Genomic DNA, 15,996 nt, shown 5'->3' on the forward strand with positions numbered 1-15,996 from the left:
TACAATGCAAGACACAGCTGCGATAAGCCTGCAGCAAGGGAACGAGAAACGGGGCGTACTGGTTTTTGGGCTTCTTGTTGCCATGCTTTTCTCAGCGCTGGATAATACGATTGTCGGTACGGCTATGCCGCGTATTGTGGGGGATCTCGGCGGACTAAGTGTCATGACCTGGCTGACTACAGCCTATATGCTTTGTTCCACGGCCGTCGTTCCTATTGCAGGGAAATTAGCCGATTTAATCGGCCGTAAATCCGTCTATGTTACAGGCCTTGTCATTTTTATCGCCGGTTCCGCTCTTTGCGGCATGGCGGATACGATGAATCAGCTCATTATCTTCCGTGCCATCCAGGGTATCGGAGGCGGTGTAATGATGCCGATGGCGATGATTGTCATTGGGGACATCTTCGAAGGTTCAGCCCGAGCGAAAATGCAAGGGGTTTTCGGGGCGGTATTCGGCCTTTCTTCTATTCTGGGCCCGCAGGTGGGCGGATGGATTGTCGACTCTTTAAATTGGCGCTGGGTTTTTTACATCAACCTTCCTGTTGGTGTTCTGGCAACCATTCTTATCAGCATGGGTTTGAAAAACCAGCGTGTGAGCGGGCCCGTTAAGATTGATCTTGGCGGCATGTTTACGATGGTGGCGGGTGTCGTCGCACTGCTGCTTGCGTTAACGTTTGGCGGAAAAGACTATGCGTGGGGTTCGTGGCAGATTCTTTCGCTATTTACGGCTGCCGTCGTATTTCTCGCAGCTTTTGTTGTGATTGAGAGAAACGTTAGTGAACCGATTATGCCAATGCATTTATTTAAGAGCAGGACGTTCACTGTTATTAATGGGGTTGGATTTTTAATGTCTGTAGGGATGTTCGGAAGTATTATGTTTGTTCCACTGTACCTTCAGGGGATACTCGGGGTGAGCGCGTCCGCATCCGGTACGGCGATGCTTCCGATGATGCTTTCGATGATGCTTGCCAGCATTCTGGGGGGCCAGCTGGTTCGTAAAGTTGGTGTCCGTCCGCAAATTGCAGCCGGGATGATTCTTATGGGTGCCGGATTCTACTTATTATCCACCATGGGCATGGACACGACAAAATGGACAGCGATGGTGAACATGGCGGTTCTCGGCCTTGGTATGGGTCTTGTTATGCCCATTCTCACGCTTGCTCTTCAAGAGAGCTTTCCGAAGTCTGAGTTAGGTGTTGTCACTTCTTCCAGCCAGTTCTTCCGCCAAATCGGGGGGACGTTCGGAATGACCATTCTCGGTGCGGTTATGAACCACCACTCGTCTAAGCTTTTGAATGCTCAGTTGGTTCCAACACTTGAGAAGTTCCCGCCACAAGCACACGGGATGGTACAGCAATTTGAATCGATGATTCAAAAATCACCGCAGGGGCTGTATTCCTCGCTGTTAAGTCCGGAAACGATGGCGAAGATTCCGATGAATGTCCAGGAGATTATTGTTCCAATTTTAAAAAGTACATTAGTGGATACACTGCAGCAAGTTTTCCTGTATGGATTGGTGTTTGTAGGGATTGGGATCGTACTTTCCTTCTTCCTTGGCAAAGTAACGTTGTCTGATTCCAAAAGGCATAAGCCACTGGATGAAGCGGAGATTGCTGGGAACTAATAACTAAACAAAAATTAGCTAAAAAATGCCGCCCGGAAATAGGCGGCATTTTTTACTGGTGATTTAAAAACTTAATAAAGATTTTTATAAAAAAGTGAAACTCATCATTTGTGTAATACGTATAACCATAGTGAAGAAAAACCATAACGTTATACTGTATTGTTTAAGGGAACGATTATATTTTGAAATAAAGAAAGAGATGTGAAAACTGATGGGAAGTTGTATCGTATAGGGGAACTTGCTAATTTAGCCCATGTTTCAAAGAGAACGGTTGATTACTATACGCAGTTAGGACTACTTACTCCTACTCGAACAGAATCAAACTATAGATGTTACACAGATGAGGCATTTCAACGATTGCAGCTTATTGAATTCTATAAAAAAGAGCGGTTTTCCCTGGAAGAAATTAAAGAACGCTTAGAAGTATTGGAGCATCCGCAGGTGTCTTTAGGGGAAGTTTCCCAGAAAATTGACACTGTCGAGGAAAAAATGCGTGAAGTGGAAGAAATCTTACTGGAGCTTAGACCTCTATTGTCTGCGTTAGATGAAAAACAATGTAGGCTCCTGCTGCAAAAACTATCCATACAAGGTGTTTCACTTTCCCAACTTTTAATGATACTGCTGGGATAAGTTTTTAATCATAGACAACAAACAAGGTGAAAGGGAGTAGGAAGATGTTAAAGAAAATCATGGCGAAGATGGGGATTGGTTCTGCAAAGGTTGACCTTATCTTACACAATAATGAGTATGCCCTGGGTGACAGAATTGAGGGGGAACTGGTGATTCAAGGAGGAGCTGTTGAGCAGTTTATTAATAAAATCGATGTTGATTTTGTTATGAATTTGCGCACAAAAAAGCAGGAGCATAAACAAGTCGTTTCCTCTATTCCGTTGTATTCCTCCTTTACCATTCATGCCTCCGAAAGGAAAGCGATTCCTTTTACTTTCCAATTATCAGAGGAATTATTGGTATCAAGCCACATGGTTTCTTATTACTTTGTAACCAATCTAGACATTGCGGGTGGGGTAGATAACCAGGACAATGATTATATCCGTGTCGTTCCCCCTGCCCGGTTTAATAATATTATTGCCGCATTTGAACAGCTTGGATTACGTGAGAAGCATGATTCCCGCTCCTTTGATGGGTACACACAGGAATTCGAATTTTTCCCGACTACATTCTTACGTGAACAAGTCCAGGAAGTGGAGTTCATCGCCGCCATTGAAAGAGATAGAATTCGCCTGTTACTCGAGGCTGAGCTTTATTCCTATGGCCGTAAAGAGGTAGAGATTAAACAAGAAATTAGCTTGCCTAATGACTTGCTCTCGAATGTCCAGCAGCTTGCAGATTATCTTCAACAGGTATTACAAGAAATGGTCGAAAATCCAGAAGCTTATGTGCATCATCGTCACTCCTTTGGATATGGAAATGGGGGACACGGGCATGAGCATCACCGTCATGGTGGATTTGCCGGTGCAATAGGCGGGATGGCTGCAGGGCTTTTAGGTGGTATGGTCATTTCTGAATTAATGGATGGGATGTTTGGCGGTGACGAAGGAGAAACGGAGTCGGCGTTAGGTGGAGGAGAAGAGGAAGCGGATGAAGGCGGCTTCTTTGACGATATGTTCGGTGGAGAAGACGAATAATCATTTAAAATAATTAAGAAACAAAATGAAGATCGTCTTTGGATACTACTCAAAATTTATGGAGGTGGCCCTTCGGGGAATAGATGGACAGTATCATCAACTTACTTTTGGTCGCATTTTTAATTGTTGCAACCGCATTTTTTGTGGCGGCTGAATTTGCAGTGATAAGGGTGCGGCCAACTCGGATTAATCAATTAGCAATGGAAGGGAATAAGGCGGCCCTTGCGGCACAGCGCGTTATAGGTAATCTGGATGGATATTTGTCTGCCTGCCAGCTTGGCATTACCATCACTGCTCTAGGGCTTGGATGGCTTGGAGAACCAACCGTTCATCACTTACTGCACCCATTGTTCCTGCAATTAAATGTGTCTGAACAGCTTGCCAATACGCTTTCCTTTATCATTGCTTTTTCGTTCATCACGTTCCTTCACGTTGTACTTGGAGAGCTTGCGCCAAAGACACTTGCGATTCAAAAAGCGGAAAGCGTTAGTTTACTTCTAGCCAGGCCGCTTATCGGTTTCTATAAAATCATGTATCCGTTTATCTGGTCATTAAATGGTTCAGCTAGACTATTGGTACGGATGTTTGGCTTACAACCTGCGAATGAACATGAACAGGCTCACTCAGAAGAGGAACTTCGTTTGATTCTGGCACAGAGCTTGGAGAGTGGGGAAATTAATCCTGCCGAGTACAACTATATGAATAATATCTTTAAGTTTGACGAGCGGGTTGCCCGTGAAATCATGATTCCTAGAACCGAAATGGCCTGCTTGTATATAAACGAAACCTTGGAAGAAAACCTAAAGACGATTCGTCAAGAAGGGTTTACTCGTTATCCAGTAGCAGGAGAGGATAAAGACCATATTATTGGGATTATTCACACGAAACGATTACTCATGAAATATTTAGATAACGGAAATCCTGACCTGGAAGCACTCGTTCGACCCGTACTGTTTGTGAACGAAGCAACTCCTCTTGAAACCCTGCTGCGAGAGATGCAGCAAAAGAGAACGACCCTTGCTATTCTTATCGATGAGTATGGTGGAACCGCAGGGCTTGTTACAATGGAGGACATTTTGGAAGAAATCGTGGGAGAAATCCGGGATGAGTTTGATACAAATGAACGTCTGCCAATAGAAGAGGTAGGGAAAAATCATTTTATTGTTGAAAATAAGGTGCTTCTAACAGAGATAGGGGAATTAACAGGAATCTCTGCAGAAGAAGAGTTTGATACCATTGGCGGATGGGTTGCTGCGCACATTTCTGAAATTGAAGAAGGAAAAGAATTGGAATGTGAAGACTGGCAATTTAAGATACAGGAAATAGATGGTATGCAAATTAAGCGGATTGAAGTCAGAAAGCTAACAACATCTCAACAATCATAATGAAGGAAAGGGAGAAATCATGTTTAAACGAATTGGATTGTTTTTACTAGTCAATGTGCTTGTTATTATTACCATTAGTATTATCACAAGTCTTCTCGGTGTACAAAACTATATTACAGACAAGGGGATCAACTTTAATGCACTATTAGTGTTTAGTGCTGTGGTTGGTTTCTCTGGTGCGCTTATCTCACTTGCCCTTTCACGGGTGATGGCGAAATGGGCAATGGGCGTGCAGGTGATTGATCCAAACGGCCCGTTGCATCCACATGAGCGTACCTTACTTGATGAAGTATATAGTTTATCACGCAAAGCTGGCCTAAAAGTGATGCCTGAAGTAGGTATCTACCATTCTCCGGAAGTAAACGCATTTGCGACCGGCCCAACTAAAAACCGCTCACTCGTAGCCGTATCCAGTGGGCTATTAGACAGTTTTGACGCCGATGCTGTAGATGCCATTCTGGCGCATGAAGTTGCCCATATCGCCAATGGTGATATGGTAACGATGACGTTGCTGCAAGGTGTTGTTAACACGTTTGTTGTCTTTTTGTCTCGTATCTGTGCTTATATCGCCTCACGTTTTGTTCGAGAAGAAGCAGCACCTATTGTGAATTTTATTGCAGCGATCGTGTTTGATATTCTCTTCTCTATTTTGGGAAGCATTGTGGTTATGGCGTTTTCACGTTACCGTGAATACCATGCGGATGCTGGTGGAGCGCGCTTGGCTGGAAGAGATAAAATGATTCATGCCTTGCAGTCATTGAAACAGACGACTGGACTCATAGATACAGAGCAGCAGTCCGTTGCAGCGTTTAAAATTAGCGGAAGCAGAGGATGGCTTGGTTTATTTGCAAGTCACCCTGACCTGGATGACCGTATTCAACGCCTGCAGGCAGGAAGATAAATGAAGGAACAGAGTTATGTTCAATAAGATTTTTAGGTTAATCAGAAAGAGCCGCCCAGTAGGGAACCGGCTCTTTCTTTTGCTTATCTTTTGTTTGAGAACAAATTATGAGTTAATGGAACAAGGCTCTGTAAAACATAAAAAGTAAAAGTACGTACAAACTAAGAAATAAAGAAACAAAAATGACAATGACATTTATTCATGCATATATAAGGAAGTTGTGGAGGTGAACCTTCGGGAGCTAAATGACTTATCTTATCAATTTATTCTGGGTCGGAATTTTAATTGTCGGAACCGCGTTCTTTGTTGCGGCAGAGTTCGCATTGGTTAAAGTACGGCCTACCCGAATTAATCAATTAGCAATGGAAGGAAATAAATCGGCACTAGCCACCCAACGAGTCCTTGAAAACCTGGATGGATATTTATCTGCTTGTCAGCTTGGCATTACGGTTACCGCACTCGGAATCGGGTGGTTGGGTGAACCGACCGTTCACCATTTGCTTGAACCTCTATTTCTTCACTATGGCATTCCCGAAGAGGTAGCAAATACGCTTTCTTTTGTTTTATCTTTTTCTTTTATTACATTTCTTCATGTCGTTCTTGGAGAGTTAACACCCAAGACATTTGCCATTCAAAAAGCAGAAGGCATTAGTTTAGGAGTGGCAAGACCCCTTATCGCCTTTAGTAAAATCTTGTTTCCGTTTATTTGGTTGTTAAACCGCTCGGCTAGAATGTTCGCTCGTTTATTTGGCTTGGAACCAGCCAACGAGCACGAGCATGCCCATTCAGAGGAAGAGCTTCGCCTTATTCTTACCGAAAGTCTAGAAGGTGGAGAGATTAACGCGATCGAGTACATGTATGTAAATAATATTTTTAAATTTGACGAAAGAATTGCCCGTGAAATTATGGTTCCACGAACGGAAATGGCCTGTTTATATATAGACGCTAGTCGGGAGGAAAATGTGAAGACTATTAAAGAAAAAGGGTTTACACGCTATCCAATAGCCGATGAGGATAAAGACCATATCATTGGAATTCTCCATACAAAAGAACTGCTTATGAGATATTTACAGGGTGAAGATGTAAATTTAAAGAATCTTACCCGCCCTGTTCTCTTTGTTAACGAAGCGACGCCCATAGAAGGACTTTTGCAAAGGATGCAGCAAGAGAGAAACTCCATTGCCATTCTTATTGATGAGTTTGGGGGAACGGCAGGGCTTGTGACGATGGAAGATATCCTTGAGGAAATTGTAGGGGAGATTCATGATGAATTTGATATAAACGAACGACTGCCGATCGAAGAGTTAGGAAAGAATCATTTCACGGTAGGCAATAAAGTACTGCTTTCTGAAGTGGAAGAGCTGACAGGAATTGAGGCTGATCCTGAGTTCGATACCCTTGGGGGTTGGATTGCCACCCAGGTTACTGAAATTCGCGAAGGAGAACAAGTAGAACATGAAGGATGGCAGTTTAAAATTCAAAAGACCGAAGGATTACAAATCAAGCGTATCGAAATCAAGAAGGTTGCACCCGTAAATAATCAAACGTAGTATCTGCTATTTTCCCTTTTCTTTCATCTACATAATCTACTTCATTTTTTGAAGATAGGTATTTCTCGACAGCCTGAATAAGGCATATCACAATGATATGCCTTAACCATATATTTTCTACAAGCATCTAAACATACTGATAATTTACCAGGCGTTTTTAAGCACGATCTTTCCGACGGCCTGTTTGGACTCAAGGTACTCGTGGGCTTTGTCTGCTTCCTCAAACGTAAATACTTTTGGATCGATCAGGGGGCGAAGCTTACCCTCTTCCACTATCCCGGTAATTTTCTTTAAAATCTCACCGTGCTGTTTACGATACTCTTCGTTTATGATCTTTAATAACATAAAGACGATATGCAGGGAAAGACTTTTCGAATGCAAGGGGGAAAGGTCATGGGTCGAACGGGCGGCAATCGCCAGAACGGTACCATGCATTGCAGCGGCTTCAAAGGATCGATCCAGATTTTCACCGCCGACTGTGTCAAACACGACGTTGAAACCTTTGCCATTTGTATGCTTCTGAACATAGTCTTGAACAGACTCTTCTTTATAATTGATTCTTGCATCTGCTCCTAAGCGTGCGGCAATTTCAAGCTTTTCCTGTGAAGAAGCCGTCGTATAGACGTTCGCTCCCGCCCATTTCGCTAACTGAATGGCCACGTGTCCCACGCCGCCGGTAGCCGCATGAATAAGGATGTCTTGTCCGGCCGAGAGTTGTCCGCGGGTAAATAGCGCTTCCCAGGCTGTAATCGCAACAAGCGGTAAAGCAGCGGCTTCTTCCATGCCTAAGTTTTTCGGTTTGTGAGCAATTAATTGGGCGTCTGCAAGCATAAACTCCGCCAGTGCCCCCCCGGTTCCTTTAAAACCTCCCGCGCAGCCGTATACTTCATCGCCCGGTGTAAACTCAGTAACGCCTTCGCCCACTTCGGTAACGATGCCTGCCACATCCCCGTGCAGAACAGCTGGAAACGCAGGGGAAACAGCCGGAACTGCACCGCCGCGGACTTTCGTATCAATCGGGTTGACACTTGTTGCCTTTACCTGGATGATGACATGTCCCGGTCTAATTTCCGGTGTTGGAATTTCTTCTAGTTGAAAGACGGATGGACCTCCAAATGATCGAATAATCTGTGCTTTCATTCCATTCACTCCTTTTTTTCTGTCTTTCTTATTTTACAGGAAATTTAATGAATGGAAAGCAGGATTGTCTTTTAAGTGCCTGGCTTTTGCACATTAAATAGCGGCTGCTGAGCCGTTAAGAGGGGAAGTTGATTTTTGCCAGGAGGGGTGCCCGGGGAAAGTTGCTCTGAAGACTTTCTGACAAATTGCTGTAGACTTACACTTCCGCGTATAAATTCTTTTTCATCTGTGTCCATTTTACTTTAAAGATAAGCTTGCTCTTTGCGCCGTACCCCATCATCCAGAAGCCGTATGTTTCGTACATAAAACTCGAGAAATGCATTTTTTGCCAGAACAGAAGATTTTCAGGCGCACTTTCGAGGATAACGACCCAGTGGTTTTCCTTTGCGAAATTTTTCATAGCCTGAACAAGACGGGCGCCTATGTTCTGGCCCCGTTTTTTATGAGGAACCCTGATCATACCAAGAAATAGCGCTTCATTTTTTTCATCTAAAACGATATCAAGAATGACATTATCGGGTGCAATACCGGCATCCCGCATCTCTTCATCTGTCCGGTAGGCATAATGCCCTTCAGCTTTTATTTCCAGTGTATATGGGATTTCATTCTGCTTGAAAATTTGTTCAAACTCATCCAGAAGATTCATTTTCATTCCTCTCCATCCATAAAATAGTCCATAGTGGGATGTTAGCATGGATTGATAATATCTATTCCTAACTCAATATACATGGATTTTACAAAGCTATCAAATGCTTTTTCCAAACAATTTGTGAACAATTAGATTTGTTTTTCGTGTACACTCCTTCGCTAAACTGTTCTGATACAAAGCCTGTGTTCGTGCTTTTTAATGGAAGAAACGGTACAATGGAAGAAAATAAAATCGAGCTGGAGGATAAGGCGATCATGTATAAAATCGTTGTGACGAATGATGATGGAATTGAAGCCCTGGGTATACATAAACTAGTGAAGTCCCTTGACGGATTGGCGGAGGTCGTTGTCGTTGCTCCTGATACGGAGCGAAGTGCGGAGGGCCAGCGCATAACGGTAAGAGAAGGGCTCAAGATAAAAAAAGTTGACTTCCATGGCATGGAGCATGTACAAGCATGGGCAGTCAGTGGTACACCGGCTGATTGTGTGAAGATGGCGCTCAATGTCATTCTTGACGAGAAGCCTGATCTTGTTATTTCCGGGATTAATGCAGGGCTGAATCTAGGTAAGGACATCTATTATTCCGGCACAGTGAGCGCGGCCAGAGAAGCCGTTATTTATGAAATCCCTGCCATTGCTATTTCGTATGAAAATCATTTTCATAAGCATGATTTCGGTGAGGTGGAAAAGCTCCTGCGCCCGATCTTAGAAGACATAAAAATTCATGACATTCCGGCTGATGTTCTAGTGAACATTAACATTCCCCATATAAAGGAAGAGCAACTTCGGGGTGTTGTGGTAACCGGGCTTGATTTGCATCATTACCGCGACCGGATGGATGAAAAACCCGATGCGACCGGAGTGCCGGAATACTGGCTGGAGAGGGAATATGGGGAAATACGGACCATCCGTAATAATGATTATCATATGATACGCAATCAGTATATTACATTAACGCCGGTACACATTGACTCGACGGACTATAACTTTCTAAAGCAGATGGAGACCTGGAGCGTAATTAAAAAAAATCCGATGAATGAAAAATGATGTGGGGGATGTTTTGTGGATGAATCACTGCAATTGATAAAACCGGGAATTCACTTACCGATGGGCCGGATTTCGCCTGAACATGAAACAATGGGCGAGCCGTTAAACCGGCTTTCCTTCCATGACATTTACCATGCGGTGGAGGAGGAGGGGATACGGTATTTTCCACGGCTTAATGGCGCGGGAGATGTGGAGATTTATATCATTTACGATGATATCGAGAGCTTTGGAGAGCAAGCCGAAGCACAGGTTTACCTTGATTTCTCACGCCATGCGAGCCGCTGGATTGCTGTGCTGTGGGCAGTCACGGACCCGGACAACCCGCTCGGGTATCCGCTTCAATTTGACACAAAGGACGAAACAATGCGCTATCTTGCTGTTCGTTTCCTTGAACAGGAGAGCATATGGATTCATCACCTTGCCCTGGACAATTCCGGACTGATCCACGTCTACTCCGAAGCGATCTCATTTCCTGACGATGAAAAAGAAGAGGCGAAAAGCCTTCTGCTTGCCGCATACGAACACAGGGTGGATGAGCTGGAAGAGGAGGAGATACCGGAGAGGGTGCTCTCCGGCTCGGCGATACACATGGAGCGTCTCGCAGAGGAAGGGATTTCGTTTTATTTTGATTACGATGCCATGAAGAACCGCCTCGGGGAAGGAGGGGCGAGAGAGAGCGTGATGAGTTCGGTATACCGGGCCATTTGGATGATGCGGCGCCACCCAAACCCTGAGGCCAGACAGGCGCAGATGCTAATCTGGGTAGGGGAAAAGAACGGAAAAAACCGCGGAGGGGAAGACACGAACCTGCTTGTAGTAACCATGAGTCCCCCCCTGCTTGATGTATACAAAATCATCAACCTTTCGGAGATCGAAGAAAATCCTCTGGCGACCCTTTTTATGTCGATTACGGAATACCAGTGGCTTGAGGAAGAACATCCTATCTTAAGCGGGTATTTCCCGATTATCGGCTATGAAAAGGGAGAGCTGCTTCATATTGAATGGGATGAAGATTCTGCGCAAAAACTGGCAGCTGTTTTCAAAGCAAACCGGCCGGATGAAGGAAATAACCCTTACATGAATGATGTAAGTCTGTAAAGAGAACTATAACGTTCCACTGTATGGTTTGTTCGATTTGTGGTAAAATCAATGTATAGACAGAAAGGGGTGAAACGGAATGGGAAGTTGTATCGCATAGGCGAATTAGCAGACCTGGCAGGCGTAAGCAGAAGAACGATTGACTATTATACAAATTTACACCTGCTGAAGGCAGAGCGCACGCATGCTAACTATCGTCTTTATTCCGATGATGCGGTAGAGAGGCTGCGGTTCATTGAGTGCTTAAAAAGACAAAAACTGACCCTTGAAGAAATTAAACAACGAATCGAGCACTGGCAAAGCCGATCCATTGCCGTGGATCCCATGAATGTGGAGAAGGACCTTGAGGAAATTCAACTGAACATGAGCGATTTAGAACAGAAGCTATTGGAACTCATGTCCCGTTTAAAAACAATGGATGAGAAACAGGCGAAAATGGTAGCGAGGCAAATCTCCATACATGGCGGCTCGTTTTTGCATACACTTATGATTTTGCTGGGGGAGACCCCGTGGTAGAAAACAGAAAGCAAGAGGACAAAGGAGGAAGATAAGACGTGATGTTTACGTGGATGACTCCGCTTATTTTAGCAGCTTTCGCCCTGACGGTATGGGCGCAATTTAAAGTAAAAGGAAACTTCAACAAATGGTCTCAGGTTCCTGCACAGTCCGGATTGACGGGCCGGGATGTCGCCCGCCACATTCTTGACGATAACGGCCTGCGAAGCATTCCGATTGAACCGGTTCCCGGAGCGCTCACCGACCACTATGATCCGATTTCTAAGGTCGTGCGTCTTTCCGAACCCGTATACTACGGGGATTCAATTTCTTCGATTTCTGTGGCTGCGCACGAGGTGGGCCATGCGATTCAGCATAAAGAAGGCTACAGTATGCTTGTGCTGCGCCACCGGATGTTTCCGCTCGTTAATTTGACATCCGGCATTGCCCCGTTTCTGCTGCTCGGAGGATTTTTATTTAAACTGCCAGGCCTGTTGCTGATCGGGATTCTTTTCTTCTCAGCGGCCGTTGCTTTCCAGGTTGTTACCCTTCCAGTTGAGTTCAATGCAAGCTCCCGGGCGAAGCGATTGATGCTGGCGGAAGGAATCATTGGCGGCAATGAGAAGAGCGGTGTAGATAAGGTGCTTGGGGCTGCTGCGCTCACATACGTAGCGGCTGCCCTCATGTCCGTACTCCAGCTGCTGGAGTACGTTTGGATTTTTAATTCCAGTGATGACGATTAAGAAAACGGGCTGCTTAGGCAGTCCGTTTATAAATAAGTATGTATGTGGTATAAATAACATATCTTTTGCAATTTATAAAGGAGGTGTATCTGTCATTCTATAGAGTGACAGAGACTAGTTGAGTACTGACCCAGTGTCCGTCATACTTTATATTGCTGCCGTCTTCCTTCTCGTTTTCTTAAACGGATTTTTTGTAGCGGCAGAGTTTGCCATTGTAAAAGTAAGGAGTTCAAGAATTAACCAGCTGGCAACAGAAGGGAACAAGCGGGCAGAACGGGCGAAAAACCTTGTCGAGAACTTAGACGCATATCTTTCCGCTACCCAGCTTGGCATTACGCTGGCCTCTCTCGGGCTTGGATGGATCGGAGAGCCCGCGATTGCTTCAGCCGTCGGACCTCTTCTGGAACAGCTCCATGTGCCGGACACGGTCGTTCATACGATTTCATTCATTATTGCGTTTTCCGTTATTACGTTCCTGCATATTGTGCTGGGGGAATTGGCTCCGAAGTCAATGGCCATTCAGAAAGCGGAAACTGTTACAATGTGGACCTCAGGGCCTCTTATGTTCTTTTATAAAATTGCCTATCCTTTTATCTGGCTGCTGAACCGTTCAGCCTTTTTCTTTCTTCACTTTGTCGGGATTGAACCGACAGACGATCACATTGCGGCGCATACGGAAGAAGAAATCCGTATTCTTATGAAGCAGAGCCACAAGAGCGGGTTAATTGATCAGACTGAACTAACGCTTGTTGACAATGTGTTTGAATTTGCGGAACGCAATGCGCGTGAAATTATGATTCCGCGTACTGAAATTGTCTGCCTGTTTCAAGAGGCTACCTTCGATGAGAATTTTGCCATTGTGATGGAGGAAATGCACACACGCTATCCGATAGCCGCCGGCGATAAGGACAATATTATCGGCTTTGCACATATTAAGGATATGTACAGTTTGTATATGAGCGATAAAAAAAATGATCTGGATTCGATTATCCGCCCTGTAGAACGTGTGCCGGAATCCATCCAAATAAGTGCTTTGCTAAAGCTCATGCAGCGTAAAAAGTCTCACATGGCGATCGTGATTGACGAATTCGGCGGGACGGCAGGCCTTGTGACGATTGAGGATATACTGGAGGAAATTGTGGGCGAGATTCAGGATGAGTTTGATGAAGAAAGGCCCCATATTGAAAAAGGGGCAGGCAAAGCGTATTCAGTGGACGGCCGCCTGCTTATTGAAGAAGTAAACGATCGCTTTGGTTTGGATGTCAATTCGGAGGATTATGATACGATCGGCGGCTGGGTATTTTCCCAGGTTGAGTTTCCTCCGGAAGTCGGCCAGACGATTTGTTCACATGGCTTTGAATTTAAGGTGACGGAAGTTGATCATCTGCGTATTGTCCGGCTTACGCTGCGGCGATTGGAAGAAGATGAACTGGAAAAACTAAAGGAACAAGAACAGGGTGAAACCTATACAGGGGAACGCCGCGGCTAATCCCCTGTCACTCCATAATAAAAGACCTTTCTTTCGGAAGGTCTTTTATTATGCGCCTTTTATCGTTTGCGCGCATGCTTACGAGGGTGAGGATATATCGGGTGACTTACGGGAAAAAGGCCATATGAAGCGTTTTTTCTTTTTTTCCTCCTGTTTTGTTGTCACGCTGAGCATCTGAACCTCAAAATTCATTTTTCTCATTTCAAGGCGCAATGTATCTTGCTTTTTCTCCATCTCATCTATTTTGCGGAGGATTTCTTTATAGTACTGGGTGAACATTAAATTAGGCTCCAGTGGCGTATGTTCCTGCAGAGAAGCTGATTGCCGGTGTGCCTGGGTCAGTTCGTTTAACGTATCGCACAACTGCCTGCTTAAGTGGGATTCCAATTCGTTTATTTTTTCCATCAGAAGGAAAGTAGTTTCCTCCGGGAAAGAGAGCGTCTGGATCATTTCATCCGGCTCTGTTTTCAGCATTTTACGTTCAGGGAGGATGTGTTCCGCCAGAAGGACCTCTTCTATTTCTTTCAGTGTTTGTACGCCGGAATCTTTTACCCGTTTAATCTCGATTAATAAGTTAAAGGCCTGTTCGCTAAGAAGAAAATGCCCCTGGCTGTTTTTCTGCAGCACCATATACGGGCTGAACGTATCAATCCAATTGCGAACGGTACGAACGTGTATATCAAGTTTTTCCGCCACATCTTTGGAAGCCATCCACATGCTATTCCCTGGCATCATCCGTATCCCCCTTTGTAATCGGTTGCTTACAAAAAGAATACGTCAAAAATGAGGCAGTTCCTACCTTATCGACAAAGGTTATCAAAACAAGTGTTATTTCGAGATTTCGACAAAGCAGGAATAAAAAGGCCGCTTCCCGGTATACTAACGTTATTGTATGTAAAGGGGTGGTACATTATGGCTTTTATGCGCGGAAGACAGCAGCCGGAGGAGATTGAGACGTTCGAGTTCGACGTATGGAACTGCGGCAGTGAAGATTGCAACGGGTGGATGCGCCGCGAATTTTCATTTTCGGATACGCCTACCTGTCCTCTATGCCAATCAGCTATGGCGCTAGGTGTACGAACCCTTCCGGCACTTTCACATTATGTTGGTCCTTAAAGGAATAAATCTGGCAGTTCTTTATCATAACCTCTTACCGCAAGGCGAAAATATTTCTTTTCGCGTACGATAAGAGGTTTTTCTTATTTTTTTAAGAGGCGGAATAACAAAAAACCGGGACAAATGCACATTTTTTTCACGCCTACATAGGATAATTTCGTCGGGAGATAAAGATTTAAAGGAGGAAATAACATGCGTCAATATTATGGCTATCCACCATACGGGTATTATCCGTATCCGTATTATTATCCGTATCCATATTATGGATATTATCGTCCGCGCCTGCTTCCGTTCTTCCTTCTTCTTCCATTCCTGTTCAGAGGAGAAGATGGAGAGGATGGACTACGGGCAAATGCCGGCATCTATGCTGCAAAACAGGGTGATACACTGGGGACAATTGCAGAGGAGCAAAACGTCCCGCTCCCTATCCTGACGTCTGCGAATCCGCACATTCAAAACCCGAATGCGCTTAGTGCCGGGGACCAGGTAAACATTCCGAATCTGGCAAAAATGCAGTGCCATGCAATGTATATGGAGGAGGGGCACGGATCTGCTCCATTTATGAATCCAATGCAACAGCAGATGCAGATGCCTTTCTCACCGCAACAGGCAATGCCGCAGGGGCAAGGGACGGCTACATACCCTCCGTATGGCCAGCAATTACCGCAAACATCCCCATGGCAGCAACCGTATAGCGGTCAGGGAGGCGGCATGATGCAAGGGGATCAACAGTGGTCTTCACCGTATGGTGGCACACAGCCGGGCTACCAGCAGGGGACCCCGATACCGGGGACACAGCAGGGAAGCCAGCAGGGATACCCGGCTTACGGAACCCAGCCTGATCAGGGAGCGTCTTCAGGACAGACTTCGGGAAATCGAGAAGAGGAAAGCCAGCAATCCTAGTCATAAACCTGCAATGCTGTAAATGCCAGCATTGCAGGTTTTTTAGTAGAAAGCATATATTGCTTTAGAGTAGTAGAGAAAAAGACCGAAAGGTCAAAAATGTTTGAAAAAAGGAAGGGCAGACCACGCGGACAGTTCTTCCTTCCTCGCGGAAGGGAAAGGCAAGTGGACTGAACTTTCTTTTTTCCTTTTTTATAAAAAAAGCCGAATT

The 15,996-nt window shown here is 44.9% G+C and carries 16 protein-coding genes; 13 read left to right on the top strand and 3 right to left on the bottom strand.

Annotated elements, in window-relative coordinates:
* The first annotated feature begins 4 nt into the window (after nucleotides 1-4).
* From MBEAL2_RS08670 to MBEAL2_RS08695, 6 genes are all read left to right on the top strand, one after another.
* Complete coding sequence (locus tag MBEAL2_RS08670) at nucleotides 5-1,624, top strand: MDR family MFS transporter (RefSeq protein ID WP_047152034.1); 1,620 nt, start codon at nucleotides 5-7, stop codon at nucleotides 1,622-1,624.
* A 201-nt stretch (nucleotides 1,625-1,825) separates the two neighbouring features.
* A complete protein-coding gene (locus MBEAL2_RS33820) occupies nucleotides 1,826-2,254 on the top strand; it encodes a MerR family transcriptional regulator (RefSeq protein WP_047151925.1) in 429 nt (142 codons plus the stop codon).
* Nucleotides 2,255-2,298: 44 nt separating this feature from the next.
* Nucleotides 2,299-3,270 carry a sporulation protein gene (locus tag MBEAL2_RS08680; protein ID WP_047151926.1) on the top strand — a complete coding sequence of 324 codons (972 nt, stop codon included), beginning with the start codon at nucleotides 2,299-2,301 and terminating at the stop codon, nucleotides 3,268-3,270.
* Between the two features lie 83 nt (nucleotides 3,271-3,353).
* Complete coding sequence (locus MBEAL2_RS08685; RefSeq protein WP_047151927.1) at nucleotides 3,354-4,655, top strand: hemolysin family protein; 1,302 nt, start codon at nucleotides 3,354-3,356, stop codon at nucleotides 4,653-4,655.
* A gap of 19 nt (nucleotides 4,656-4,674) precedes the next feature.
* A complete protein-coding gene (htpX, locus tag MBEAL2_RS08690) occupies nucleotides 4,675-5,556 on the top strand; it encodes a protease HtpX (protein WP_047151928.1) in 882 nt (293 codons plus the stop codon).
* Between the two features lie 245 nt (nucleotides 5,557-5,801).
* Entirely contained in the window at nucleotides 5,802-7,106 is a 1,305-nt protein-coding gene (locus MBEAL2_RS08695) for a hemolysin family protein (RefSeq protein ID WP_047151929.1), read from the top strand.
* Between the two features lie 144 nt (nucleotides 7,107-7,250).
* On the opposite strand, the gene MBEAL2_RS08700 is transcribed toward MBEAL2_RS08695, so the two are convergent.
* Together MBEAL2_RS08700 and MBEAL2_RS08705 are read right to left on the bottom strand one after the other, a co-directional pair.
* Nucleotides 7,251-8,246 (bottom strand): zinc-dependent alcohol dehydrogenase family protein, encoded by a 996-nt coding sequence (locus MBEAL2_RS08700; protein WP_047151930.1) that lies wholly within the window; start codon nucleotides 8,244-8,246, stop codon nucleotides 7,251-7,253.
* Between the two features lie 196 nt (nucleotides 8,247-8,442).
* On the bottom strand, nucleotides 8,443-8,898 hold the full coding sequence (locus MBEAL2_RS08705) for a GNAT family N-acetyltransferase (RefSeq protein WP_152667738.1): 456 nt from the start codon (nucleotides 8,896-8,898) through the stop codon (nucleotides 8,443-8,445).
* A 212-nt stretch (nucleotides 8,899-9,110) separates the two neighbouring features.
* Here MBEAL2_RS08705 and surE point away from each other — a divergent pair, with 212 nt between their 5' ends.
* From surE to MBEAL2_RS08730, 5 genes are all read left to right on the top strand, one after another.
* The gene (gene surE / locus MBEAL2_RS08710; RefSeq protein ID WP_052947595.1) at nucleotides 9,111-9,941 is read left to right on the top strand and encodes a 5'/3'-nucleotidase SurE; all 831 of its coding nucleotides are present in this window, start codon (nucleotides 9,111-9,113) and stop codon (nucleotides 9,939-9,941) included.
* 15 nt (nucleotides 9,942-9,956) lie between these two features.
* Complete coding sequence (locus tag MBEAL2_RS08715; protein ID WP_047151932.1) at nucleotides 9,957-11,039, top strand: hypothetical protein; 1,083 nt, start codon at nucleotides 9,957-9,959, stop codon at nucleotides 11,037-11,039.
* 51 nt (nucleotides 11,040-11,090) lie between these two features.
* Nucleotides 11,091-11,555, top strand: coding sequence for a MerR family transcriptional regulator (locus MBEAL2_RS08720; RefSeq protein WP_047152036.1), 465 nt, complete (start codon nucleotides 11,091-11,093; stop codon nucleotides 11,553-11,555).
* 38 nt (nucleotides 11,556-11,593) lie between these two features.
* The gene (locus MBEAL2_RS08725) at nucleotides 11,594-12,277 is read left to right on the top strand and encodes a zinc metallopeptidase (protein WP_439644843.1); all 684 of its coding nucleotides are present in this window, start codon (nucleotides 11,594-11,596) and stop codon (nucleotides 12,275-12,277) included.
* Between the two features lie 133 nt (nucleotides 12,278-12,410).
* The gene (locus MBEAL2_RS08730; protein WP_439644844.1) at nucleotides 12,411-13,766 is read left to right on the top strand and encodes a hemolysin family protein; all 1,356 of its coding nucleotides are present in this window, start codon (nucleotides 12,411-12,413) and stop codon (nucleotides 13,764-13,766) included.
* A 78-nt stretch (nucleotides 13,767-13,844) separates the two neighbouring features.
* On the opposite strand, the gene MBEAL2_RS08735 is transcribed toward MBEAL2_RS08730, so the two are convergent.
* Complete coding sequence (locus MBEAL2_RS08735; RefSeq protein WP_047151935.1) at nucleotides 13,845-14,501, bottom strand: helix-turn-helix domain-containing protein; 657 nt, start codon at nucleotides 14,499-14,501, stop codon at nucleotides 13,845-13,847.
* Nucleotides 14,502-14,678: 177 nt separating this feature from the next.
* Between MBEAL2_RS08735 and MBEAL2_RS08740 the strand changes: the two genes are divergently transcribed.
* Both MBEAL2_RS08740 and MBEAL2_RS32230 read left to right on the top strand, forming a co-directional pair.
* Complete coding sequence (locus MBEAL2_RS08740; RefSeq protein ID WP_047151936.1) at nucleotides 14,679-14,882, top strand: cold-shock protein; 204 nt, start codon at nucleotides 14,679-14,681, stop codon at nucleotides 14,880-14,882.
* A 192-nt stretch (nucleotides 14,883-15,074) separates the two neighbouring features.
* On the top strand, nucleotides 15,075-15,785 hold the full coding sequence (locus MBEAL2_RS32230) for a LysM peptidoglycan-binding domain-containing protein (RefSeq protein WP_052947597.1): 711 nt from the start codon (nucleotides 15,075-15,077) through the stop codon (nucleotides 15,783-15,785).
* Nucleotides 15,786-15,996 lie beyond the last annotated feature (211 nt).

The organism is Aneurinibacillus tyrosinisolvens, assembly GCF_001015055.1.
Classification (GTDB): Bacteria; Bacillota; Bacilli; order Aneurinibacillales; family Aneurinibacillaceae; genus Aneurinibacillus_A; species Aneurinibacillus_A tyrosinisolvens.

Bases quoted from the DNA above. Each gene is read 5' to 3' on its own strand.
- htpX (WP_047151928.1), top strand. From the start codon at position 4,675: ATGTTTAAACGAATTGGATTGTTTTTACTAGTCAATGTGCTTGTTATT.
- MBEAL2_RS08700 (WP_047151930.1), bottom strand. From the start codon at position 8,246: ATGAAAGCACAGATTATTCGATCATTTGGAGGTCCATCCGTCTTTCAA.
- MBEAL2_RS08695 (WP_047151929.1), top strand. From the start codon at position 5,802: ATGACTTATCTTATCAATTTATTCTGGGTCGGAATTTTAATTGTCGGA.
- MBEAL2_RS08685 (WP_047151927.1), top strand. From the start codon at position 3,354: ATGGACAGTATCATCAACTTACTTTTGGTCGCATTTTTAATTGTTGCA.
- MBEAL2_RS32230 (WP_052947597.1), top strand. From the start codon at position 15,075: ATGCGTCAATATTATGGCTATCCACCATACGGGTATTATCCGTATCCG.
- MBEAL2_RS08680 (WP_047151926.1), top strand. From the start codon at position 2,299: ATGTTAAAGAAAATCATGGCGAAGATGGGGATTGGTTCTGCAAAGGTT.
- MBEAL2_RS08720 (WP_047152036.1), top strand. From the start codon at position 11,091: ATGTATAGACAGAAAGGGGTGAAACGGAATGGGAAGTTGTATCGCATA.
- MBEAL2_RS08705 (WP_152667738.1), bottom strand. From the start codon at position 8,898: ATGAAAATGAATCTTCTGGATGAGTTTGAACAAATTTTCAAGCAGAAT.
- surE (WP_052947595.1), top strand. From the start codon at position 9,111: ATGGAAGAAAATAAAATCGAGCTGGAGGATAAGGCGATCATGTATAAA.
- MBEAL2_RS08740 (WP_047151936.1), top strand. From the start codon at position 14,679: ATGGCTTTTATGCGCGGAAGACAGCAGCCGGAGGAGATTGAGACGTTC.
- MBEAL2_RS08670 (WP_047152034.1), top strand. From the start codon at position 5: ATGCAAGACACAGCTGCGATAAGCCTGCAGCAAGGGAACGAGAAACGG.
- MBEAL2_RS08735 (WP_047151935.1), bottom strand. From the start codon at position 14,501: ATGATGCCAGGGAATAGCATGTGGATGGCTTCCAAAGATGTGGCGGAA.